This is a genomic window from Acidaminobacter sp. JC074 (genome assembly GCF_022496765.1).
Taxonomy (GTDB): domain Bacteria; phylum Bacillota; class Clostridia; order Peptostreptococcales; family Acidaminobacteraceae; genus JABXKX01.
Genome location: NZ_VANV01000003.1, coordinates 41432 through 66559, shown reverse-complemented (window position 1 = coordinate 66559; position 25128 = coordinate 41432). Strand labels below are relative to the sequence as shown.

The following is a 25128-nucleotide window of genomic DNA, read 5'->3' as shown; positions in this document are numbered from 1 at the left end:
GACCTAAGCGTTGATCTTGTTGATAACAACCTTAGTGTATGGTTGACGGTGACCTTGCTTCTTTCTGTAGTCTTTCTTAGCCTTGTACTTGTAAACGATAACCTTCTTACCTTTACCGTTCTTTTCTACAGTAGCTTCTACCTTAGCACCTTCAACAACTGGAGCACCAACAGTTAACTCTTCACCGTTAGATACTGCTAAAACTTTATCAAATGCTACAGCTTCGCCAGCTTCAACGTTTAACTTCTCAATGAATAAAACGTCTCCCTCTTGAACTCTGTATTGCTTTCCACCTGTTTCAATAATTGCGTACATCTTTACACCTCCTCGTAATAAGACTCGCCTTCAAGGGTAACTTTAAGTTTTAAAACCCGGTCTGAGCGGTAGTTAACAGTACGATACATATCGCACTAAATCATTATATACCCATTTAACTTTAAAAACAAGTATAATTTTTATTTTCTTTAAAATACTTTTTAGAAAACATGTTTTTACTCATTTTCGCCATAAATCATGGGCTTAAAACATAGATATTTCTACATTTTTACACTGGTTTGAAAGTCATAACCTTCTAGTTTGTCATTGATTTCTATGTCCAAATCAATTTCAAGTAAGTTCTCTAAATGACCGGCATAAGTGTTGCCATCTAAAGAGGTTAATAACATATCATAAAAAGACATGGACACTTTAACGATGAACTCATCCTTTTTAGTATGAGCCTTTAATACTCTTAACTTGTCCATAAGCTTCTTAACAATCATATCCACTGACATAACATAGCCTGAGCCTGAACAAGTCGGACATTCGCTAAAGAGCTGGGTCTTTAAAGACTTCCGATTCTTCTTTCTAGTAACTTCCATCAAACCCAGAGTCGTTAAACCGTGAATAATCGGATGACACTTATCCTTTTTAAAATACTTGTTTAAAGCATTTTGTAAGAATTCATAAGAGGCATCTTCTTGCATGTTGATGAAGTCAATGATGATGATGCCTGAGATATTTCTAAGCCTTAACTGCCTAGCGATTTCTTTGGCCGCAGCTAGGTTAACCTGTAGAAAGGTTTCTTCTTTATTACTAGAGCCTGTAAACTTTGCAGAGTTGACATCTATGGCCGTTAAAGCCTCTGTTTCATCAATGGTAATAATAGAACCCTGACTGAGCTTGATTTCTCTATTTAAAGATAAGTTAATTTGAGAATCTATTTTATAGGCCTCAAACAAGGGTTGATCTGAATCATGAAAAAGAACATTGTCATGATAAAGCTTTTTAACAGCTGGCTTATGATTTAAAATCACTTGGTCTGCTTGATAGAGATATTCCTTTTCTAATAGGGTTTCAAAAGTATAGTCTTCATATAATAGCTTATCTGATACAATACGTCTTCTATACTTCTCAAGCTCAACCCATTTGGCTTTTAGACGGTCCATTTCAGAGATAAGCTCATCGTCACTTGCATGAACCGCTTCAGTTCTAATAACTGTACCAAACTCAGACAGATGGTCTTTCGTCAAATTGATAAGGGCCTTCTTTTTATCTTTATCCCTAATTTTTTTAGAAGCCATATGGTTTTTACTCATTGGTAGTAAAACCACATAATGACCCGATATAGATAAGTCGGTTGTCACTGTAGCACCCTTTTCGCCAACAGCATCTCTTCTCACCTGAACCAGTATCTCTTGACCATTTTTGATACCCTCTTCTAAAGGCATGTAGGCATTTTTTTTCTGGCCAATATCAATAAAAGCAGCCGACATAGACTTTACGACATTGACGACACGGCCGAGATAGATATTGCCAACAAGGCTTTTATCAAAACGATTTTCAACAAAAACCTCCATGAGTTGACCATCTTCTAAAAGAGCGATTCTATTGTAGATTAAACCATAATCAACAATCAACTGTTTCATATTACACCTCGAATAAGTTTACCTTCGTACCATGTTCGTTTCTTGCATATAGCTCTACACGTCTGTAACGATCTTTACCTACAATGCTAGGAATACCTTCTTTTTCACAGAACAACTCAGTTAATTTTTCTGGCTTTAAGTTACCGTTAGAACCTGTTGTTACCATGGCCTTTAAAATAACTTGGTCCTTATAAACCGACAGAATTTCAAAACTACCTATTAAAGGCTTTATATCAATAAGCTTTAACTTCTTTTTCTTGTTTAATTTCTCATATGTGATTTGGTCTTGACTTAAGAAATGGTCAAGCTTGTCTTGAAGGGCTTCTTTTGTCATTTCAACTTCTGTGCATACTTGAATGATATAAGCTGAATCCGTTACCAAGCTCATAAGCTTTTTAGACTTGCCACGGTATTTAGCCTCAACAAATTCAAGTCCGTTTGGCAAATACTGCTTTTGGTTCTTGATCAGTTCATCCAAATCAACTTTTTCTAAAAGTTCCACATCTAAAAAGTCACATTCAGATTCTACACCCACTGGTAGTGGCGCTGCATATGAAATCTTAGGCTTAGGATTAAAACCTTGTGAAAATGCCATTTTAAAGTTCATTCTTCTAAAAGCTCTTTCCATAGTTTTAATCAACTCTAGATGTGATAAGAACTTCATATTGTTTTCTTTCTTGTATTTAATTCTTAATATAATCATTAGCAGTCACGTCCAATCAAATCTATGTTTACACCACAACCTAGACAATTGCCTCTACAATCACCTGTTACAACTTCATTTACGGCATTGTTGTATTCTCTGATTAAGAAATCTTTTCTAACGCCAACATCAATAAAATCCCAAGGTAGAATTTCATCAAACTCTCTACCTCTTGTATAGAACCATGGGTCTACTCCACAAAGTTCAAAGGCCTTCATCCACTTCTCATAATCAAAGAATTCTTGCCAGCCATCAAACTTACAACCCAGTTCAAAGGCCTTGATCAGTACATCTGTCAGTCTTCTGTCACCTCTTGCAAAGACACCTTCTAAAACACTCGTCTCTGCATCATGGTAATTGAACTTAACTTTTTTATTCTTAATTTTATCTTTTAAATAGTACTGTTTTTCTCTAAACTCTTCTAAAGTATTCTGCTTAAACCACTGGAATGGTGTAAAAGGCTTTGGTACAAAACCAGCCGTAGAAAGTGTCACACTTACGCTGCCTTTTCTATTTTCAGCTGGTACTTGCTTGAACAACCACGTTGACTTATTTCCTAAAGCATCTATGCCATCTAAGTCTTCAGTTGTTTCAGTTGGCAAACCGATCATAAAGTATAATTTTACACGGTTCCATCCCAAGTTAAAGATTTGACTTAATGTCTTTTCTAAATCTTCTTCAGTAACCCCCTTGTTGATCACATCACGCATACGCTGCGAGCCAGCCTCTGGGGCAAAAGTTAAACCAGTTTTTCTGATCTTTTGAATTTCCTGAATAACTTCTATTGCTAAATCATCTACTCTTAAAGATGGTAGAGATACACCTACAAAATCTTCTTTATTTTTATCTATTAACTCAAAAATTGTCTTCTTGATGTCTGTATGGTCTAGCGTAGATAATGATGTTAATGACAGTTCTTCATAACCTGTTTCAGCAATGATCTTTTGAGCTGTTTCAACAATCACTTCTTTAGACTTCTCTCTGATCGGTCTATAGATCATACCCGCTTGACAGAATCTACAACCTCTTGTACAGCCTCTAAAGATTTCCACACTGGCACGGTCATGGACAACATCTGTATAAGGTACAATAAATTTAGATGGGTAGTAAGCAGTATTCATATCCTCAATGATTCTCTTTTGAATGGTCTTTGGATACTTTTCATCTACAGGTCCAAAAGTCGCGATTGTGCCATCCTCTTTATAAGTCACATCATAATACTTAGGTACATAAATACCGTCTACAAGCGCTAGACGACTCAAGAACTCATCTTTTGTCCAATTTTTTTTCTTCTTTTCTCTGTAAAGGTCCATCACTTCTACAAGGACTTCTTCACCTTCTCCAAGCGAAAAGAAATCTACAATATCAGCAAGCGGCTCAGGATTATAAGCACAAGAACCACCAGCCATAATAATAGGATGGTCTTCTGTTCTATCCTTAGACTTAAATGGAATGTTAGATAAATCTAACATATTTAAGATGTTTGTATAAATGAGTTCATACTGTAATGTGAAACCTAAGATATCCATATCAGCGATATCTGTACGTGTTTCAGTTGTGAACATTGGTATACCATGTTCACGCATTTTTTCTTCCATATCTGTCCACGGTGAATAAACTCTCTCACAATAAACATCTTCAATTTCATTAAGGACACCATATAAAATATGTGAACCTAAATGTGACATACCTACTTCATAAACATCTGCAAAGCAAAAGCCAAATCTCATCATATCGTCAGTGATGTCTTTTTTAACACTGTTGACTTCATCACCAATATAACGGCTTGGTTTCTCGACTAAATATAAAATATCGTCAATTTTATTTTTTAACATGTTTTCTCCTTCTAATAAGAAACGTATTTTCTATAGTTAAAGCCTTCACTCTTTAACTTAAACAAACCACTAGGTCTGATATTATACAACCAATAAGTACTCAAAGTATCGAGCTTTTCATACCAATAAAGGTATGGCTATGCGCCATACCCTATCATACTTTATTTTGACTTCAGAATCAAATAATTTTATCGATTTGAAAACATCCCTTGTTTCTTTCTTCTCATATGCACATTAAGAGCAATACCAATCATAATGGTATTGGTGATCATAGAAGAACCACCATATGAAATAAATGGTAAAGTGATACCTGTTACTGGCATAAGTCCCATGGTCATGCCGATATTTTCGAATATCTGGAACAAGAACATAAAAACAATCCCCGTTACAATATATGTCCCAAACTTATCTTTAGCCTGATAGGCAATCTTCATCAGATTCATCAATAAAAGCAGTAACAAACCGATGATGATGGCACCACCGACAAAGCCGGTTTCCTCACACCATACAGCAAAGATAAAGTCTGTTTCCTGTACCGGTAACCAGTCACCCTTATGGTAGATACCTTCAAACAAGCCACGGCCTGTCATCATACCAGCACCAATGGTCGTCTTAGATGCATTTACATGGTAATTACCTGGTAAAAGTAAATTCTCAGGCTCTAAAAATGCAAACAATCTGTTCATCTGGTATTCATCTAAAAACCGTCCGGCATTCATACCACCAATGATACCAAGACCAAGAGCTGTACCGATATAACGCCAGTCCCATTTAGCCACCAATAGCATTCCACCTATGATGGATACAAACACAAGCATGGTACCGAAATCTGGTTGCTTGTATATGAGGAATAAAAACGGTGCGACAAAAGCACCTATCTTTAAGAGTGTTTTAGGATGGTTTAAATCTTCTTCATGATTCTCTAAAAACTTGGCAAAGGATATGATGAATCCTATCTTGGCGACCTCTGAGGTCTGTAGATCCATAACACCTAAATCAATCCATGATAGCGCACCACCTCTAGGGGCTCCAAGTCCTGGCACATAAACCAAGAGGAGCATGACTATGGACAGGCCATAAACCACCCAGTGGATGCTACCCACGGCATTATAATCCAACATCAGAGAGACTATAACGATAACAGCGCCAATAAAGAAGGCAAAAGCTTGAACTTTTACCTCTCTTGAAATACCATCTTCCATGACTCTTGTTGCACTGGCTATGGCTAACATGCCGACACCTACCAGTAAAAGAATCAATAAAATTAATCCGAAATCTATATTTCTAAATAAACTTCTGTTTTCCATTTACTATTTCTCTTGACCACGTTTCATGCTTGTAATTGGAATATTTGCAATTAACGCAGGCTTTCCTTCAAAATCTTTTTCATGATTAGAAATTCTAATATCTAGCTTCTGCTCATCAATGTTAACGTATTTGGCTAGTACTTCTAAAATTTCACCTCTCATCATCTCTAAAAGTTCAGGTGAACAATTTGCACGATCATGTACAAGTACCAGCTTTAAACGATCTTTGGCTACATTGCTACTCTTTGGTTGCTTGCTAAAAAACTTCTTTAAATCAAACATCAAACTCTCCTTACTTTATTCCAAACCATTTCTTGATCTTAGACATCAATGAATTGTCTATATCTAGTTCCATAAGAGGTACTTCCTCTCCAGTAATTCTCATTGAAATATTTCTAAAAGCTTGGCCTGAGAATGATGCATCATCCGAAACAGTAGGAATACCTCTGTTTGTTGAAATAACAACATTTTCGTCATCTGGCACGACACCTAGAATATCAATAGCAAGAATTTCTCTCATATCGTCTAAATCCATCATTTCACCACGTTTTACCATGTCAGGACGAATTCTATTAACAATTAGTTTTGGACTTTCGATTTCAGCAGCTTCTAATAAACCGATGATTCTATCAGCATCTCTTACAGCTGAAACTTCAGGAGTTGTAACAACTACTGCTCTGTCTGCACCAGCAATGGCATTTTTAAAACCTTGCTCAATACCTGCAGGACAGTCAATTAAAACATAATCATGAATTTCTTTTAAGTCATTACATAACTTCACCATTTGATCTGTTGATACAGCATCCTTGTCTTTAGTTTGAGCAGCTGGTAGTAGATAAAGACCATCAAATCTCTTATCTCTAATAAGCGCTTGCTTTAACTTACAGTTTTCTGTTACAACGTCTACTATATCGTATACAATTCTATTTTCTAATCCTAGTACAACATCTAGGTTTCTAAGGCCGATATCTGCATCGATTACTGCTACTTTCTTGCCTAAATTAACCAGTCCAGCACCAATATTTGCTGTTGTCGTTGTTTTACCAACGCCACCTTTACCAGATGTTACTACAATAACTTCACCCATTTTTATAGCCCCTCTCTATAGTTCCTCAATACTCATATGACCAGACTTAATATGTGCTATTTCTGGCTTTAACTCATCTATATGATCGTCCTCAGGTGCTCTTGCAATGATGTTTGCAATCCTGATTTGGGTCGGAATCAATTTTGATGCAATGATATAAGTCTCTTTATTACCAAACTTACCGGCATGTACCATGCCTCTAAGTTTACCCATAACGATGACATTTCCACCGGCTTGGATTTCAGCACCTGGGTTTACATCACCTATCACAACAATATTGCCATCATAGGAAACACCCATACCTGATCGAAGGTTCTTTCTTACAATCTTTGTGTCATACTCATTATAATTGAGTGCCTCAATTGCAATTTCTTCCTTCTTAATCTCCGGTTCTTTAACCGCTTCTGGTTCTTTTTCTATTTTAACAACTCTATCCAAACTGATGACATTTAACTTATAGTCTTCAGTTAAAAGCTTATAAAGTTCAAATCTATTTTTTTCTACACCAATCTCACCTTCAACGCCTACAATTGTAGCCCCTGTAAAGAACTGAGCAGATTTTTCAAACTTCTTGTGAATACACTCTGCAACCTCTTCAAAACAGTGAAATGGTCTTATCTGAAGTACAATACCATCTGATGTACCCTTAAATTCTACTATTTTATTCAAACTAACCCCCATTTATACTTATCTACTTACTACTATACTACATATAGCAATATTTTCAAATGGTTATCGCACATCTTGTGGTTACTCCATCAACATTTTTTCATGTTCAAATAAATCAAAGTAGGTTCCATAGATATCACGAACAATTGGAGCTGCATAACCACCAGATCCACCTTGTGGAATCAGTACAACAACAGCAATTTCTGGGTCTTCATAAGGTGCAAATGAGATGAACCACGTAAAGGGGTCATACTCTTGTCTATATGAGTCGATCATCTCATTGGTGATGCGGTCATCAGACATATTAAGAAGCACTTCTCTCATGATAAAACCTTGGTCTAAATAGGTGCCTTGTGCCTTGTCTTTAATTTTTTCTGATAGGGCTTCTTTTTCCTCACCCACTTCTAGTTCATAAAAGGCATTCATCAGGTCTGCTAACTCCGTATTTCTTTCTTCTAAGATACGAGTCGTTTCATCTTCTAATTCCTGAATCGTTATATTTAAGTATCTGTCACTTGACTCCCTAATACCAGCATTGGCCTCTTTTAGAACATCAGGGAACACTTGACGAATGTAACCAAGTTCATCTGCAGGTGGTATTCTACCAGCTGCTTGAGCGGTACCAGTCTTAGCGCCTACCTCTAGATCAAAGTTTCTAAAGACTACCTTTGCAGACCCACTAGAACCATGAGCAACCAGTCTCATACCTTCTCTGATGTATTCTAGATTGTTGACATCTACCATCTCAATCTGTTCATCAGTTGGTGACAGGGTTGATTCACCGTCTACTTCTTTTACAAGGGTCAACTCATGTAGATAACCACCGTTTGCAATAGCTGCTACATATCTAACCATTTGGGCCACGGTGTATCTATGGTCCCCCTGACCAATAGAAAGGTTTAAATCATCACCCTCACGCCAAGGAATTTGTCTGAAATACGAGTAATAAATATAATCTGCCAAAAGTGATGTTTCATCATAATCCGTTACAGGATTTAAAGCCATCAAACGTCTAATGGTTTCATTTCTTGTAAGTGTCCCATCTAAATACTCATCAACCCATCTTGTAATCTCATCAATGATAAGGGCTTTTTCGTCTTCATTGGCTATTCTAGCTGGATCAAAGTAATCGTCTAATACACCACTTAAAAACCATCTTAGGGCATTCATCTGAGTACGTTTTTTTACATCCTGACTTGGAAGTCCAGCCACATTTTCATAGATTTCTAAACCCGAACCTTCTCCAAGTCCAAACTTACTAGCATAGTCTAGAAGAATTTCAGTATTCATTTCAAAGGATAGATCACGCGACCTGTAATAGTCATAACCTCTAACAATGTCAAACATAAAGTAGTTACACGATACTTCTAAAGCTTGCATGGCATTGATAGAGCCATGTATGCCATGATAAGGCGCTCTGTAGTACCAACATCTATAGAGTTGTTTCCCTAGTTCCACAACACCAGCAGCAAACAGCTTTTGTTCAGGGTCAAGGCCTTGCTCTATAGCCGCTAAAACTGTAATGGGCTTAAAAGTCGATCCTGGCTGAACAGCCGTATTGGTTGCAATGTTATAAAGGGGTCTTGGATCCAGTGGATTCCTTGGATTTTCAGGTTTTAGTGAGTTGTAGTCTTCACTTGTAATCCCTGTTGCAAATAAGTTTAGATCATAAGAAGGATAATTGACAAGTGCAAGTACTTCACCTGTATCTACCTTTACAACCATGGCTGCACCAGATTTGGCATTCTCATAGGGTTTGTAATTCATCTGTCCCCACTGCGATACATAAGGCTCACCCTTTTGAATCTGGCCAAGACCGTACTCTAAATAATGCTCTACTGCCTGCTGCAGTTCTATGTCTATAGTCAGTTGAATGTCTTTTCCCGAGTTGGATTCCTTGGTTTCCTTGCCAGGAATACCTTCTATGAAATCACCAATATAGTTACCCTTAGCATCGGCGTAAATGTACTTGTAACCATCTTCACCATGAAGGACATCTTCAAAAGTGTTTTCAAGTCCCGTTTTACCAATCATGTCATTAGGATTGTAACCCGTTTCTGAGTTGTACTTTTCTATTTCACGAGCAGAAGATATTTTACCCATATAACCGATCACATGGGCTGCACTGTCTCCAAAAGGATAATTCCTAATAGGATCAATTTCTATAGAAACACCTGGAAAGTCCATACTTCTTTCTTGAATAAGTATAGCTGTCTCCTTAGAGATGTTGTTGGCTATTTCTATAGGAATATAAGACAGGTAACCCTGTTTCCTAAAGGCATCCCTAACTGTGATGATTTTAAGCATTTCCTCATCAGTGTATTTTTCTTGGTCAGAAGCCTTGATAAAGTTCTCTTTTAAAGCCTCAAAGGCCTGGTCTGCTGTCATTTTTACATCAAAGCCATAACGCTCCAAAAATCTTTCTTTATTCAGTTCATTAAGAAACTTCATTGACTTAACAGAAATCGGTAATGAAATACCTTGATACAAGAGCATTTTCTGTGCCCCGTATACATCAAGTGATTCATCAATGAATTCTCTTTCTCTGATTTTTTCATAGACATAATCCGCTGAAGAGTTGACTGGAAACCCATTTGAAGCCAACCATGCCCTTGTAGAAATATCGTCTCTGAAATAGAACTTATTATCTATAATTTGAATTGGAAATTCTAAATATACTTCATCACGCTCTTCTAAGAGTGACAAAAGCTCAATGGCTACCCTGTCAATCTCAGCTGCATTTTGTGGTGCATCTAAGAACTTAACTGTATAGGAAGGAATGTTCTCAGCCAACAAAACACCATTGGCATCATAAATATCCCCTCTTTTTGCCGACAGCGTGATACGCTGTAAGAAGGAATCATCGGCCTTTTCACGGTACATTTCACCATCAATGATGGTTATTTGCGCAAGTCTGTATAACAAAATGGCAAATAGTATGATTAAAATAATTACTACAAAGTGTCTTCTATCAAATATTTTTTCAAACAATAATATCACCTTTCGTTACGTATTTAATACCAACAAAGACAGCCCCTAAGAACTGTCTAATCTAATTTATATCTTTCAATCCACTTCAAAGAGAAATGGTAGATTAAAACGCATGCTATAGAATTTAAAACAATTTCCATTGGAACAATATGCGTCATAACCAAACTGAAACTAACACCCTTATTTAAAAAGTACATGAAAAAGAAATACATCAAATGATATAATAGTGTACTTACCCCTGTCATAAAGACCAGTGTTAATCTATTACCTGTAAATAATGGTCGTCCGATAATACTTATAAGCACAGATATGATCACAAGTATAAAGAGGTTGATGCCAACTGCCATAGACAGAAAGACATCCACAAACAATCCTGCGATTACTGCTGTGAAGAGACCTTTTTCCAAACCATAGATGATGGTAATGACAATCACTAAAACAAGTGTTAAGTTGGCGGATATGTCTCCTAGTTTCCAGGCCTGAAAAATCGTCGATTGTAAAATGTAATTTATAACAATTATCAGAAACAAGTATCTGTATTTAATATGAATATCACTATTGATCATCTGAAGACTCCTTTGGAATCACAAACAATCTATCGATGTTCTTAAAATTAACAGACGGCTCTACAACCACTGATAATAACAAGTCATCTTCATCATAGACCACTTCAGATATATGTCCGATATGAATACCTTTTGGATAAATACCAAGACCTGAAGTTACAACAATATTGTCCACTGCTACTGTGGCTCTAGGATCTAATAACTCACCAGAAATTACAGCATCAACAGAACCATGAAGCATACCATCATAGGTTTGGTCTGCATCTAAAACCTCAAAGCCTATATTAGACTTGTTGTCAATAATGGTAATAACCTGTCCCCAATTGGTACCCACTTCATAAACAAGGCCTACAAGACCATCACCGTTCATAACAGCTGAGTTTTTTGTAACACCATCAGCAGTTCCCTTATCAATGGTAAACATGCTGTACCAATTGCCTGTATCCTTGGCAATGACATTGGCTGTTATATAGTTATCTATACCTTGATTACCAGCATAATTTAAGGCTGTACGCAAACTTTCCAAATCAGCCAGTTCATTGGCTGTTAATTGGGCTTCTATAAGCTCCTGATGGAGTTTCTCGTTTTCAGCAGCCAGTTCCTTATTTTCTGCTTCTATTTCCCAAATAGAAACAATGGGTCTAATCTTATCGCTTATAAAACTACCTACATTATAGAACCCTTTTTGTATAGGAGCTATAACTGTCCCTATTGCATTTTCTACAAAAGTGACACGCTCTCTACCACCCATGGTAATACCCATGATTGTGATGACAAATATTGCGACAACTAAGATCAACCATCTTCTTACTTTATAGCCGTCCATCATCACTCCTAATAGTTTCTAGATTTTTTACTTGTTTTTGAGGAATATCTTAATTCTTTGGCAGCAATACCTGTACCCACTGCTACACAGTCAAGTGGATTCTCTGCAATCACTACAGGCACTTGTGTTTCTTCTCTAATTAAGACATCTAAGCCCTTTAACATAGCACCACCACCTGTAAGCATGATACCACGCTGAATAATATCTGATGATAACTCTGGCGGTGTTCTCTCAAGTGCATATCTAACACCATCAACAATAGAATTCACAGGCTCTTTTAAAGCTAAAAGAATCTCTTTAGATGTTAGGGTAAATGTCTTTGGTAAACCTGTAAGAAGGTTTCTACCTGTCACTTCCATTTGTAAAGTTTCTTTTAAAGGATAAGCAGAACCGATGTTGATTTTGATTTCCTCAGCCGTTCTTTCACCAATCATCAAGTTGTATTCTTTTCTTACAAACTGTACGATGGCTTCATCTAACTCATCACCACCAACACGGATGGATCTTGAAAGTACAATACCACCATAAGAAATAACAGCAATCTCAGTTGTACCACCACCGATGTCTACAACCATAGAACCAAATGCATCTTCAATCGGCAGTCCTGCACCTATTGCTGCAGCCATAGGTTCTTCTATCAACATAACCTTTTTAGCACCAGCAGATTCTGCTGCTTCTATTACGGCTTTTTTCTCAACTTCAGTTACACCTGAAGGCACACAAATAGCAACATTAATAGAACCAAATGGTCCTTGCTTTGGATGTGTCTTCTTGATAAAGTATTTAATCATTTTTTCTGTTACTGTAAAATCTGCAATAACACCATCTCTAAGAGGTCTAATAGCTTTGATATTACCAGGTGTTCTACCAATCATTTCTTTGGCTTCAGCACCTACAGCTACCACTTCCTGTGTGTTTAAGTTCATGGCAACTACCGATGGTTCTCTTAAGATGATCTTCTTATCATTTTTTGTTACTAATGTATTTGCAGTACCTAAATCGATACCAATTTCCTTGTTGAATAAATCATATAATCCCAAGTTGTTTTCTCCTTCCAAATCTGTACTCAAAGATTGTACTATAATAAATGGCTAAAAGCCATAGAAATGCCATATTTATTATGAATTTTTTATAAAATTCTCTACCTACAATAGTAACACATTTTTAAGGCTTTTTTGTGACAAAAAAGAAAATAGTGCTAAAAAGCACTATATTAAATCCATTTCTTTAAAAGAATAATAATTTTCACCACTTACAATCAAATGATCCAGTATTTTTATGCCGATTATTTCAGCAACTTTACAGAGTCTTTCCGTTATCTGGTGGTCCTCTTTACTGGGATCTATTTTGCCACTAGGATGGTTGTGTACCAAAATAATGGATGCCGCACTCCTCTTTATGGCACGATTGAAAACCTCTCTGGGGTGGACGATAGATGCTGAAAGTGACCCCACTGAAATCACCTCATAAGATGTGATGATATTCTTTGTGTTTAAAAAGACTACGATGAACTTTTCCTTGTTTTCATGTTTGAGTTCTACCAAGAAATAATCAGCTACCATCTTAGGTGATTTGACTTGGCCAATCAGTTTCTTTTGACTCTTGCAGACACGCTTTCCTAATTCTATAGCAGCAGATACCTGACAAGCCTTTGCCAGACCAATCCCTTTTATAGAGGTCAGTTCCTCTACTGTTACACTAGACAACCCTTGCAAGCCACTTTCGAAAAAAGATGCAACCTTCTGTCCTAGTACAAGGGCTGATTCATCCTTAAAACCAGACTGAAGTACAATGGCTAGAAGTTCTGCATCGCTCAGACTGCTCGGTCCATAAATGGCCATTTTCTCTCTTGGTCGATCAAAACTAGGAATAGATTTTAAGTTCACCTTTTCTCCTTAAAGGAATCTTGTATCAAAGTGTTTTTCAAGTACAACTTCAAGGGCAGATACCGGAAGGCCCACCACGTTTAAGTAGTCACCTTCTATGCGGTCAATCAAAAGACCACCTAGACCTTGAATGGCGTAAGCACCAGCTTTGCCAAAGACTTCTCCAGAAGCGATATAAGCCTTGATTTTCTCATCAGAATAATCTTTGGTATATACCGTGGTCTCTACCACATGTACAATCTTGTTAAGTGTACCCACTTCCATGACACAAAATCCTGTTAATACAGTATGTTTGTCATTTCTCAATGACTGCAACATAGAAAAAGCATCTGCTTCATCTTTAGGTTTTCCCATAATCTTGTCCTTGTAGACGATGGTATCTGCAGCTATAACCAAGGCGCCTTCTTCCATCTTTTCAGCCACATCAATGGCTTTTTCAAAAGCAAGTGCAGCTACAACAGTTTCAGGTGATTCACCTTGACGAACAACTTCTTCAATGTCACTTGTTACAATTTCAAACTTTGCACCAACAGCTTCTAGAATTTCTTTTCTTCTAGGTGAGCCTGATGCCAAAATGATTTTTTTCATCTTTACCTCTATTTTACATTATTTTCCATATAATTCAATCCTATTCGGTTTATTTTATCAGATTAATCATATGACAACAAGAAAAACCAACTGCTAGAGCAGTTGGTCTAATCTATAATATGGCTATATGGCCATCTGTTCGCGATTCAGTACCACCAACATAAACGCCATTTTCACATTTTAAAATAATTTGACCTCTACCAAATGAACCTGGCTCCGGTGTCATTTGAACTTGATGTCCTTTTAAGGAAAGCTGTCTAACCACATCATGGTTCATTGAAGCTTCTACAGAAAAAGTCTTATCCTTAACCCACTGCCACCTTGGCGCATCTAAAGCATCTTGAGGATTCATCTTATAATCAATCATGTTCATGATAACCTGAAGATGACCTTGTGGCTGCATAAAACCACCCATAACCCCAAAAGGTCCTATGGCCTTTTTATCTTTTGTGATAAAACCAGGAATGATGGTATGGTAGGTTCTTTTACCTGGTTTTAAAGCATTGACATGACCTTCATCTAACTTAAAGGTATGGCCCCTATTTTGCATGGCAATACCTGTTCCAGGTATAACCACACCAGAACCAAAACCCATATAGTTGCTTTGAATATAAGAAACCATATTACCGTCTTTATCAGCTGTCGCTAGATAAACCGTACCAGATCTAAGCGGCTCTCCTACGAGAGGCTCTACAGCCTCATCCCCTATCAAAGAGGCACGCTTTTTACCATATGTTTCTGATAAGAGATCCTCTACACCTATGCCCATATGGTTAGGATCAGTGATAAAATGAAGACCGTCTGTAAAGGCTAACTTCATAGCTTCAAACTGTTGATGATAAAAGTCAACAGTACCAAAAGGCTTTTCAGGCAAAGCCTTCATGATATTTAAACCCATCAAGGCAATAATGCCCTGTCCATTAGGGGGAATTTCCCAGACATCATAACCTTTGTAATTAACTGAAACCGGCTCAACCCACTCAGGCTCAAATTTTTCTAAATCAGTTTTTCTAATAAAACCACCAAATTTCTTAGATGCCTCTTCTATCTTATCGGCAATAGCCCCTTTATAAAAAGCTTGTCCATCAGTTTTACCAATGGCTTCTAAAGTATCACTATGGTCTTTTAAAGAAATAACTTGCCCTACTTGAGGTGGTCTACCATCTATTGTAAAGACCTTCATCCATTCTTCAAAGGCCTGACCTTCCTCCTTAGAGTATGTCTTAAAGGCCCTTTGCCACGACTTACCCAAAGTCGGACTAACTGGATAACCTTCACGGGCTATTCTTACTGCAGGCTCTAAAACTTCAGAAAGCTTTAAGTTACCAAATCTCTCTATAAGCTTTGTCCAGGCTTTAGGTGCACCCGGCACTGTAATGGGTACCATACCAAGTTTAGGCATGTCTTCATGGCCAAGTGCCTTAACAGCCTCAATGGAAATACTTTCTGGTGATGGACCACTTGAATTAAGACCATACATTTTGTCTTTCATCCAGACGATGGCAAATGAATCGCCACCAATACCATTAGATGTTGGTTCTACAACCGTTAAACAAGCAGCCGTTGCTACGGCTGCATCCACTGCATTACCACCTTTTCTTAAAATCTCAGCACCTGCTTCTGCTGCAAGTGGTTGAGATGTACAAACCATACCTTTGTTAGAATATACAGGATTCCTTACAGATGGAAACCTTTTTTCTAATGGATTAAACAAGTTTCTCCTCCTAACCTAAAAAGATACCACCAAATATTAATGATAAAACAATCATAACAATCGGATGAATTTTAAACTTAAATAACATAATAGCTGCAACAAGAGCAACGACACCTGTAATACTTGCATATCTTAAGTTAAAAGCTGTTAAACCAAATGCTGATTTGGCCATCTTATAAAATACTTGGAACAAAAGCACAGCAACAACAGGTCTTACACCTTTCATCATACCTTGCATCCATTTGGCGTCTTTGTTTCTTTGGTAAAAGGAAAACAGGACAACAACCGCAATGGCAGATGGTAAGACAATACCAATAATAGCAATGACAGAGCCTAAGACCCCACCCATCTTATAGCCGATAAGCGCAGCCATTTTAGTTGTAATCGGTCCAGGTAATGTAGAAACGACTGCATAAGCATCACCAAACTCAGCAACGCTCAACCATTGAAATGTGTTAACTGCCTCATTTTCAATTAGAGGAACAGTTGCAGGACCTCCACCAAACGCAAAAATACCACATCTGAAGAAGGCCATAAATAAGTCTAAATAAACTTTCATTTTAAATTCTCAAACCCTTTCTCGTCTTAAATCTTGATACAATTACATTGCAATCAATTTTAACGATGCCACCAATAACATACATATCTTCTCTTAAAAATCTTTCTAAGTCTTCATTGAGTTCCAAAGTTGCATGTACATGAAGTTTTGAAGAACCAGTCATTTGGTAAACATCTGTTACTTGGTCTAAAGCAGTTATCTTTTTTGCTACTTCTAAAAGCTTTGAAGGTTCTGTTTCTACATCAAAAAATGCTGAAATCATTCTACCGACTTTTTCAGGATTAATAACGATGCTGTAGCGTTCTATAATCCCTTCATTTTCTAAAGCTTCCATTCGTGACTTAACCGCAACTCTTGATAAATTGACACGTTTACCAATCTCAACATATGACATTCTGGCATTTTCTGATAAGAGTTTTAAAATCTCCTGATCGATTAAATCTAAAGTATTAAACATAATTGCTCCTTTCAAACATACATATAGTATACAACAATCTTACAAATCATTTCAATTCGTATAGTAATATAAGTCCTTTTGTATTGTTTCTTACTGTTTATATAACCATAATTACATATTTTAAACATAAAAAAATGACTAACTTGCATTTCGAAAGCCATTTTCATACAAAAAGGGCCGATATCAATCAGCCCCTTAAATTAAATCATATTGATAGCATCTCTAGGACACTTCTCAGCACATAGACCACAGCCTACACACTTGTCAGGATCTACTTCATGAACCTGCTTAACTTCACCTTCAATAGCAGATACTGGACATACCTTCTTACAAATTGTACAGCCAATACATAAGTCATCTACTATCTTAGCAGTTTGTCTCTTGTCAAACTCAGCTTCAATGGCCTTAGTTGGACACTTTTCAGCACAAATCATACAGTTTGTACACTTAGTGTAATCAATCTTAGCCACATTGTTTTCTACATGAACAGCATCAAATGGACATGAACGTTCACAAATACCACATGCTATACAAGCTTCAGCACAATTCTTTTTAACAAAACCACCCTTTTCAAGGTTAGAACAAGCTACAACAACAAATTGCTCCTTAGGCACCATATGGATGATATGCTTAGGACAGACGTCCACACATTTACCACATGCCACACACTTTTCAGGAATAACTCTTGCCAAATGGTTTTCGTCAATTTCAATAGCACCGAATGGGCACACATCTGCACATGAACCAAAACCGATACATCCAAACTGACAAGCCTTTGAACCGCCAGCAATCATGTTAGCTGCTAAACAAGAATCAATACCATGGTAAGTAAATTCTTCTTTACAGACACCTAACTTACCTGTACACAATACTCTGGCAACCTGTGGCTCTGCTGCAGAAGCATCTACGCCCATGATTTCTGCCACATTAGCAGCACATTCTGCACCACCAACAGGACAACCATTAACAGGTGCTTCACCATTAACAACTGCTGTTGCAAAAGCCATACATCCAGGATAACCACAACCACCGCAGTTGGCAGCTGGTAAAGCTTCATTTACAAGCTCAATCCTTGGATCCATTTCTACTTTAAACTTTTGTGATGCAAAAGCAAGTCCTGCACCAAAGACCAAACCTAGTCCACTAAGGCTGGCTACAGATTTTAACACCAATGAAAAATCAATATTCATGTCAGCCTCCTATACAAGTCCAGAGAAACCTAAGAATGCCATTGCCATCATACTCGCAGAGATAAGCGCAATCGGGAATCCTTTAAAAGGTTCTGGAATATCTGAAATTTCTAGTTTTTCACGGATACCAGCAAATAATACAATTGCCAGTGTAAAACCTAGTGCAGCACCTACAGAGTGCGCTACAACTTGTGCTAAGTTAAACTCAAACTGAATGTTTAAAAGTGCTAAACCTAGTACTGCACAGTTTGTTGTAATAAGTGGTAAGAATACACCAAGTGCTTGATAAAGTGCTGGTGATACCTTTTGTAAAACAATCTCAACAAACTGTACTAATGATGCAATAACCAAGATAAATGCAATAGTCTGCATATATTCAATATCAAATGGCTTTAAAATTAATACATCTACAAAATAGGTAATGATACCTGCCATCGTCATAACGAATGTAACAGCCATACCCATACCAAGTGCCGTATCCACCTTCTTAGATACACCTAAGAAAGGACAGATACCTAAGAATCTAGATAAAACAAAGTTGTTAACTAAGATGGCACTTACAATAATGACAAATAAACTTGCGTCTCCCATAATACCCTCCTAGTTTCCTTTTCTCATGTCAAATGCATTTTTAGCTGCTAAAAGTAAACCTAGAGCTAAGAAGGCACCCGCTGGTAATATCATAATAACTGCCGGCTCAAACCACTCTGGCGTTACTGTCATACCAAATAATGTACCATTACCAGGAATTTCTCTTACAATACCTAAAATAGTTAAAGCAAGTGTAAATCCAAGACCCATACCAATACCATCTAATGCTGAATCTACAGGACCATTTTTAAATGCAAAGGCTTCTGCTCTTGCAAGGATCAAACAGTTAACAACAATCAGTGGAATAAACAGACCTAGAGACTTATCAAGTTCTGGTAAGTAGGCTTTCATAAATAAACCTACCATTGTTACGAATGTCGCAATAACAACGATAAAGATTGGAATTCTAATTTTACTAGGTACTAACTTTCTGATCAAAGAGATAACGATGTTAGCAAGTACCAATACTACTGTCGTAGCAGCTCCCATAGCGAAACCATCTGTAGCAGATGTGGTAACCGCTAAAGTCGGACACATACCGAGTAGTTGAACAAAAATTGGATTTTCCTTAATCAATCCATTGGTTAAGTTCTTCATTCTCATAACCACACCTCCTATTTAAATGTCTCAATAACAGCCATGCCATAATTCACACCATCTGTTACAGCTTGTGATGTAATTGTAGCACCTGAAATTGATTGAATCGCATTTTCATCAGTTACTTCAAGCTTCAATACTTCGATTGGAGACGTAACTGTCAAACCTTCATATTGTGAATAGAAGTCTGGTGTCTTAGCCTTAGCACCTAGACCTGGTGTTTCATTAGGTGTATCAACTTGAACACCTTGAATAGAACCGTCTAGCGAAAGACCTACTGTAACACCAACTTCACCACCATAACCATTTGGTGCAGTTTTGATTACAAAACCAACATGCTCACCTGAAGTCATAGCCTTATAAACTTCTCTTACCACTGTGTTTTCTTTTAAGAAAGCATCAGCAGAAGGATGTGCTTCATATGATTCAGCTGAAGATGATGCAATTAAGATAAAGTCATCAGCTGTAGGATAAACTGCTTGACGTGCTTCTCTAGCCGCAATGACTGCATTATCAGCAATCTGACCCTTAGTGACTTCATTTGTCATACCTAAGGCCATGGCAGCAATTGCACATACTAGGAATAAAACCAAACCTAATTTAATAATCTCTTTCATTACTTACCACCTCCAAATACTTTAGGTGATGAGTACTTTTCAATAAGTGGTGCAGCAACATTCATTAATAAAATTGAATAAGATACACCTTCTGGGTAACCACCAAATCTTCTGATGATCACTGTTAAAAGACCACATCCAATAGCAAAGATGATTTGACCTTTTGGATTGATTGGTGACGATGCATAATCGGTTGCCATAAAGAAAGCACCTAACATCAAACCACCACCTAATAACATATACAATGTCAATTCTAAATCAAAACCATATAGGAAGAATGTTAAAATCGCTACTGTACCAATGTAGAAAGTTGGAATTCTATAAGTAATTACACCTCTAAAGATTAGGTATAAACCACCAAGAATTAATAATAAAGCTGAAGTTTCACCAATAACACCGCCGATATTTCCTAAGAACATATCTGCTAATGTAACATCAGCACCCTTTAATGCATCTAAGCCATTACCACCGCTAGCCATTGCTTGTTTAACAACGTTAAGTGGTGTCGCTTGAGAAACAGTATGTAATTTAGGTACTGTATAAGCTGTCATTCTACCCATCCAACCAGACATTAAAAATGCTCTAGCTGCTAAAGCTGGGTTGATGAAGTTATGACCTAAACCACCAAATGCATGTTTTGCAATAGCAATTGCAAATACAGCACCGACAATTGCCATCCACCAAGTTGCGTTTGCTGGCAAGTTCATTGCTAATAATAAACCTGTAACAACTGCTGACCAGTCACCAATTGTTATGGGTCTTTTTCTCATTTTACACATCAAAGCTTCAGTTGCCACTGCAGCCAAGATAGTTAAGGCAACAACCATTACAGCATTCATACCAAAGATATAAAAACCATAAAGCGTTGCTGGTGTTAATGCGATAACCACATCTCTCATGATTGTGCTCGTTTTATCTGTCGAGCGAATATGAGGAGATGATGATAGATTCAATTTATGCTCCATGTTCCCTCCCTATACTCTTTTTCTCTTAGCGAGCACTTCTTTTTTAGCTACTCTAATCGATTGAAGAAGTGATCTCTTTGCCGGACAGACGAATGAACATGAACCACACTCGATACAATCAAGTACTCTTAGTTTTTCTGTCTGATCATAATTTCTTCTAAGTGAGTGAGCATCTAATAACATTGGCTGTATAAATGCTGGACAAATATCTACACATTTACCACACTTAATACATGATGAACCGTCTGGTTGATATGCTTCTTCTTCAGTTAAGCAAAGCACACCAGATGCCGTCTTTGTTGCAGGAATTTCTAATGTAGACATTGAAATACCCATCATAGGACCACCCCAGATAACTTTACCGATATCATCTGTTAAGCCACCACATTGCTCGACAATTTCAGATACCATAGTACCTGATTTGATTAACAAGTTCTTAGGCTCTTTGATACCGCCACCTGTGACTGTACAGATTCTTTCAACTAAAGGCATACCGATTAAAATAGCGTCTGAAACTGCAGCGGCAGTTGCCACGTTTGATACAACAGCGCCTGCCTCAAGTGGTAAACCACCAGATGGTACTTGGCGCTTAGTACAGGCATAAATCAATTGCTTTTCTGCACCCTGTGGATACTTGGTCTTAAGACCCACTACTGAGATGGTATCGTCTTGTTCTGTTAATTTAGTCAGCTTGTCTAAAGCATCCATCTTATTAACTTCGATACCGATAAAACCTTTTTTAACATCTAAAACTTTCATTAAAGCTTTTAAACCGTAAACCACTTTCTCTGGTGATTCTAACATCAAACGATGATCGGCTGTTAAATAAGGCTCACACTCAGCACCATTAAGAATAACAAACTCGATTGGTTTGTTTGGTGGCGGAGATAACTTTACATGTGTAGGGAAGCCTGCACCACCCATACCAACTATACCCGCTTCTTTAATGATGTTAAGGATTTCTTTTCCGTCTAGTGATGAAATGTCACCCTTAGGTTTAACTTCTTCACTGATGGTGTTTTCGCCGTCTGACTCTATGACAACACATGTTGTTTTTCCCCCAAGAGTCAGTTTCTTCGAAACTTCTTTGACAATACCTGAAACACTGCTGTGTACTGGAGCAGAAACAAATGATGTCGCTTCGCCAATTTTTTGCCCAACCTTTACATAATCCCCAGCTTTCACTAGAGCTTCACATGGCGCACCAATGTGTTGCTGTAGTGGAATCACAACGATTTTAGGCTGAACAGCTTGTTCTACAGGTTTTTTTTCAGTCGATTTCTTTGCATGAGGTGGGTGAATACCACCTTTAAAAGAAAGAAGACCCATGTTTTACCCCCTTTTAAAACCATTAAGATTTCATCTTAAATTTTTCGTGTTCTTAAAAGCAATTATTAACTCGTCGTAATAATTATCTTATTAAATTATATTTTTTTCAACAACAAAAAAATTAGTTTAACACCAGTAAAACTTCGTTATATTTTTAACTAACAAGTTATCCTATCACATTCATTTTACTTGACTCCAAGCTTTTTTATTATTGGAACACATTCTCTAACATTATACTGTATACAAGATAAAAAATCAAAAGAAAGTGTAGATAATGTTTATTTTTTTCGAAGTGCGAAATAATATCTTACAGACACTTAATAATATCTTTTTTATTCAATTTAAGGTATAATCTTAAACAAGAAAATGAGAAAAAGAGGCAACTATGAGAATTATTCCAGTTAACTGTATCACACAAGAAACAAAACTCGCAAAAACAATACATAACAGTAATGGTAATGTTCTATTACGACAAGGGACAACTCTAACAGCGTCCCTATTAGAAAAGATAAAAAATGCTGGTATCAACACAGTTTATATTGATGATGGTTATTCAGATGTAGAAATAGAAGATGTCATTAAACCAGAACTGAGATACGCCGCTGTTAAAACAATAAAAGAAACATTTAAAAACATAGAAAATGATTTGGCTAAGAAGCTCAGTCCAGATAGAGAACTCAACAAACGACTTCAAGCCAAAGTTATGAACAAGTATGTAGAAAACTTAAGAAATGTTTCCAACGCCATTATTGAAGATATTATGAAATCACATAACCTGCTCATCAACGTCATTGATATCAAACACCTAGGCGAATATACCTACGAACATTCATTGAATGTGGCAGTCCTGTCTTTAATCACTGGCATGGCCCTTAGAATGAACAGACATGATTTACTGACCTTATTTACAGGTGCCATTCTTCACGATTTAGGCAAGGTATTTATTCCAACAAGTGTTTTAGAAGCCGGTGAGGAAATTACCATTGATGAATATGAAGAATACAAATCACATACAACTCAAGGTTATGGTTATGTAAAAGAAAACAAAGGTTTTTCAGCCACTTCAAAAATAGTCATCTTGCAGCATCATGAACACTATGATGGTACAGGCTTTCCAAATGGTACAAGTGGTGATGCCATTCATAAGAACGCCCGTATTGTAGCCATATGCAACCAGTATGACAAAATGGTGTCTGACTCAATTGGTTCTCCTGCAGTACCTGCAAGCGAAGCCATAGAATACATCATGGGCAATGCCGGTACAAAGTTTGACTTTGATATTGCAAATATATTTGTAAGAAGAATCAACCCATACCCTGTTGGTACATTAGTAGATCTGTCCACCTTACAAACAGCAGTGGTCATTGATACCAACATAGACTTTCCACTAAGACCTGTTGTGCAGGTTCTGGAACTTTCAAACGGACAAGTTCATAAAAGAGATGTCATAGATTTACTTAAAATAACAGATGTAACAATCAAACAAATAAGATATAAGGATGTACGCGATGAAGACTAAAGAGAACACAGGTGTATTTTTAATCATCATATCTGCTATAGCCTATGCATTAATGCCAATATTTTCAGTCAATGCACTTGAGGAAGGGACGGCCGTGTCTAACCTTCTTTTTATGCGTTTTTCTACAGCAGCATTGATATTATGGCTTTATATTTACCTTAGAAAGATACCTTTTAAGACCTCTATTAAAAATTTAATCTACATCATTGCCATTGCTTTACTAGGTTTTACCATAGCAACATCAACTTTATACACATCCTATAAACATATATCATCAAGCATCGCAACACTGATATTGTTTACGCATCCAGTATTTGTACTGATTTTTGAGAAAATAATAACAAAGTCTAAGGTCACTAAAAGAAAGGTTTTGGCATTAATCATTACAATCATCGGCTTGTTTATCGTACTTTATGTCAAAGAACCTTTAAGCAGTAAAGGTATAATCTATGCATTTGTTGCATCTATCACATACGGTGCCTACTGTTTGGGACTTTCTGAAAAAGAGACCCAAAAGCTCGGTGGTGTTGTTGTAACGGCTTATGTAGCAACAACAACCAGTCTTGCTATGGGCATACAATGTATTTTGACAGATATGCCTTTGGTTACCACTCAGGCATCAACTGTTACAAGTGCCCTTTTACTTGCTTTTGTTTCTACTATACTGGCATCTATCACCTTCTATGAAGGTCTAAGTATCGTAGGTCCGAGTTCAGCTACATTAATTTCTTCAGTTGAACCCATGTTTGTTGTTTTATTCTCGGCGTGGCTTTTAAACGAAGTTTTCACTATGAATACCATCCTAGGTGGCCTCATTATCATACTGGGTATCGTCATATTGGAATACAAGAAGAAAGATAACAAGTCACTACCACTCAGAAAAAGCTCCTAAAGAAAGGAAGAAAATGATTAAAAATTACGATGTTGTCACCTTGTGCGGTTCTACTAGATTCAAAGATGACTTCCTTGAAGTTCAAAAGAAGCTGACCCTTGAAGGAAAGATCGTTATCTCGGTTGGCCTATTCGGACATTCAGGAGATGATGAAGTTTGGAAAGACGGTACAAAGGAAATGTTAGATGATATGCACAAAAGAAAAATCGATATGGCAGATTATATTTATGTCATCAATAGAAATGGCTATATCGGCTCTAGTACAAGAAGTGAAATTGAATATGCCAAGGCTAGAGGAAAAGATGTTCTTTATCTAGAAAAGTGACAAAACAC

26 protein-coding genes are annotated in these 25128 nt (G+C 37.1%); 3 read left to right on the top strand and 23 right to left on the bottom strand.

Translation table 11 applies throughout. The annotated features are described in order from the left end of the window. Positions 1 to 3 precede the first annotated feature (3 nt). The 23 genes from rplU to rsxC all read right to left on the bottom strand — a co-directional run bounded on the left by rplU (position 4) and on the right by rsxC (position 22384). The gene (gene rplU, locus EZV73_RS03770) at positions 4 to 315 is read right to left on the bottom strand and encodes a 50S ribosomal protein L21 (RefSeq protein WP_240838417.1); all 312 of its coding nucleotides are present in this window, start codon (positions 313 to 315) and stop codon (positions 4 to 6) included. Between the two features lie 221 nt (positions 316 to 536). Next, positions 537 to 1907, bottom strand: a complete 1371-nt coding sequence (locus tag EZV73_RS03765) for an Rne/Rng family ribonuclease (RefSeq protein WP_240838416.1) — start codon at positions 1905 to 1907, stop codon at positions 537 to 539. Position 1908: 1 nt separating this feature from the next. Continuing rightward, positions 1909 to 2610, bottom strand: a complete 702-nt coding sequence (locus EZV73_RS03760) for a TIGR03936 family radical SAM-associated protein (RefSeq protein WP_240838413.1) — start codon at positions 2608 to 2610, stop codon at positions 1909 to 1911. After that, positions 2610 to 4445, bottom strand: coding sequence for a TIGR03960 family B12-binding radical SAM protein (locus EZV73_RS03755; RefSeq protein ID WP_240838412.1), 1836 nt, complete (start codon positions 4443 to 4445; stop codon positions 2610 to 2612). The genes EZV73_RS03760 and EZV73_RS03755 overlap by 1 nt, the downstream gene beginning before the upstream one ends. A 188-nt stretch (positions 4446 to 4633) precedes the next feature. After that, positions 4634 to 5752 (bottom strand): rod shape-determining protein RodA, encoded by a 1119-nt coding sequence (gene rodA / locus EZV73_RS03750; RefSeq protein ID WP_240838411.1) that lies wholly within the window; start codon positions 5750 to 5752, stop codon positions 4634 to 4636. A gap of 3 nt (positions 5753 to 5755) precedes the next feature. After that, entirely contained in the window at positions 5756 to 6034 is a 279-nt protein-coding gene (gene minE / locus EZV73_RS03745; RefSeq protein WP_240838410.1) for a cell division topological specificity factor MinE, read from the bottom strand. Positions 6035 to 6044: 10 nt separating this feature from the next. Then, positions 6045 to 6839 (bottom strand): septum site-determining protein MinD, encoded by a 795-nt coding sequence (minD, locus tag EZV73_RS03740; RefSeq protein ID WP_240838409.1) that lies wholly within the window; start codon positions 6837 to 6839, stop codon positions 6045 to 6047. Between the two features lie 15 nt (positions 6840 to 6854). Then, on the bottom strand, positions 6855 to 7508 hold the full coding sequence (gene minC, locus EZV73_RS03735) for a septum site-determining protein MinC (RefSeq protein ID WP_240838408.1): 654 nt from the start codon (positions 7506 to 7508) through the stop codon (positions 6855 to 6857). A gap of 81 nt (positions 7509 to 7589) precedes the next feature. Then, a complete protein-coding gene (locus EZV73_RS03730; RefSeq protein ID WP_240838407.1) occupies positions 7590 to 10499 on the bottom strand; it encodes a penicillin-binding transpeptidase domain-containing protein in 2910 nt (969 codons plus the stop codon). 56 nt (positions 10500 to 10555) lie between these two features. Further along, on the bottom strand, positions 10556 to 11065 hold the full coding sequence (gene mreD, locus EZV73_RS03725; protein WP_240838406.1) for a rod shape-determining protein MreD: 510 nt from the start codon (positions 11063 to 11065) through the stop codon (positions 10556 to 10558). After that, the gene (gene mreC / locus EZV73_RS03720) at positions 11055 to 11891 is read right to left on the bottom strand and encodes a rod shape-determining protein MreC (protein WP_240838405.1); all 837 of its coding nucleotides are present in this window, start codon (positions 11889 to 11891) and stop codon (positions 11055 to 11057) included. The genes mreD and mreC overlap by 11 nt, the downstream gene beginning before the upstream one ends. Before the next feature lie 8 nt (positions 11892 to 11899). Next, complete coding sequence (locus EZV73_RS03715) at positions 11900 to 12931, bottom strand: rod shape-determining protein (RefSeq protein WP_240838404.1); 1032 nt, start codon at positions 12929 to 12931, stop codon at positions 11900 to 11902. A 168-nt stretch (positions 12932 to 13099) separates the two neighbouring features. After that, positions 13100 to 13777 (bottom strand): DNA repair protein RadC, encoded by a 678-nt coding sequence (gene radC / locus EZV73_RS03710; RefSeq protein WP_240838403.1) that lies wholly within the window; start codon positions 13775 to 13777, stop codon positions 13100 to 13102. 9 nt (positions 13778 to 13786) lie between these two features. Next, complete coding sequence (locus EZV73_RS03705; protein ID WP_240838402.1) at positions 13787 to 14365, bottom strand: nucleoside triphosphate pyrophosphatase; 579 nt, start codon at positions 14363 to 14365, stop codon at positions 13787 to 13789. Between the two features lie 112 nt (positions 14366 to 14477). Next, the gene (locus EZV73_RS03700) at positions 14478 to 16079 is read right to left on the bottom strand and encodes a gamma-glutamyltransferase family protein (RefSeq protein ID WP_240838401.1); all 1602 of its coding nucleotides are present in this window, start codon (positions 16077 to 16079) and stop codon (positions 14478 to 14480) included. Between the two features lie 10 nt (positions 16080 to 16089). After that, positions 16090 to 16638, bottom strand: a complete 549-nt coding sequence (locus EZV73_RS03695; protein ID WP_240838400.1) for a chromate transporter — start codon at positions 16636 to 16638, stop codon at positions 16090 to 16092. A 1-nt stretch (position 16639) separates the two neighbouring features. Next, entirely contained in the window at positions 16640 to 17095 is a 456-nt protein-coding gene (locus EZV73_RS03690; RefSeq protein ID WP_240838398.1) for an Lrp/AsnC family transcriptional regulator, read from the bottom strand. Positions 17096 to 17295: 200 nt separating this feature from the next. Next, entirely contained in the window at positions 17296 to 18285 is a 990-nt protein-coding gene (locus tag EZV73_RS03685) for an RnfABCDGE type electron transport complex subunit B (RefSeq protein WP_240838396.1), read from the bottom strand. A gap of 9 nt (positions 18286 to 18294) precedes the next feature. Then, positions 18295 to 18876: an electron transport complex subunit RsxA gene (rsxA, locus tag EZV73_RS03680; protein WP_240838394.1), complete on the bottom strand. Its 582-nt coding sequence runs from the start codon at positions 18874 to 18876 to the stop codon at positions 18295 to 18297. A gap of 9 nt (positions 18877 to 18885) precedes the next feature. After that, positions 18886 to 19479, bottom strand: coding sequence for an electron transport complex subunit RsxE (rsxE, locus tag EZV73_RS03675; protein ID WP_240838392.1), 594 nt, complete (start codon positions 19477 to 19479; stop codon positions 18886 to 18888). Positions 19480 to 19490: 11 nt separating this feature from the next. Beyond that, entirely contained in the window at positions 19491 to 20090 is a 600-nt protein-coding gene (locus EZV73_RS03670; RefSeq protein WP_240838390.1) for an RnfABCDGE type electron transport complex subunit G, read from the bottom strand. Further along, positions 20090 to 21055, bottom strand: a complete 966-nt coding sequence (locus EZV73_RS03665) for an RnfABCDGE type electron transport complex subunit D (protein WP_240838388.1) — start codon at positions 21053 to 21055, stop codon at positions 20090 to 20092. Before EZV73_RS03665 ends, EZV73_RS03670 begins: the two co-directional genes overlap by 1 nt. A 9-nt stretch (positions 21056 to 21064) precedes the next feature. Beyond that, the gene (rsxC, locus tag EZV73_RS03660) at positions 21065 to 22384 is read right to left on the bottom strand and encodes an electron transport complex subunit RsxC (RefSeq protein ID WP_240838386.1); all 1320 of its coding nucleotides are present in this window, start codon (positions 22382 to 22384) and stop codon (positions 21065 to 21067) included. A gap of 385 nt (positions 22385 to 22769) precedes the next feature. Here rsxC and EZV73_RS03655 point away from each other — a divergent pair, with 385 nt between their 5' ends. The 3 genes from EZV73_RS03655 to EZV73_RS03645 are packed head-to-tail and all read left to right on the top strand — an operon-like array spanning position 22770 to position 25120. Further along, complete coding sequence (locus tag EZV73_RS03655; RefSeq protein WP_240838385.1) at positions 22770 to 23903, top strand: HD-GYP domain-containing protein; 1134 nt, start codon at positions 22770 to 22772, stop codon at positions 23901 to 23903. Then, complete coding sequence (locus EZV73_RS03650; RefSeq protein WP_240838384.1) at positions 23893 to 24795, top strand: DMT family transporter; 903 nt, start codon at positions 23893 to 23895, stop codon at positions 24793 to 24795. Before EZV73_RS03655 ends, EZV73_RS03650 begins: the two co-directional genes overlap by 11 nt. A 13-nt stretch (positions 24796 to 24808) precedes the next feature. Beyond that, entirely contained in the window at positions 24809 to 25120 is a 312-nt protein-coding gene (locus EZV73_RS03645; protein WP_240838383.1) for a hypothetical protein, read from the top strand. Positions 25121 to 25128: the final 8 nt, after the last annotated feature.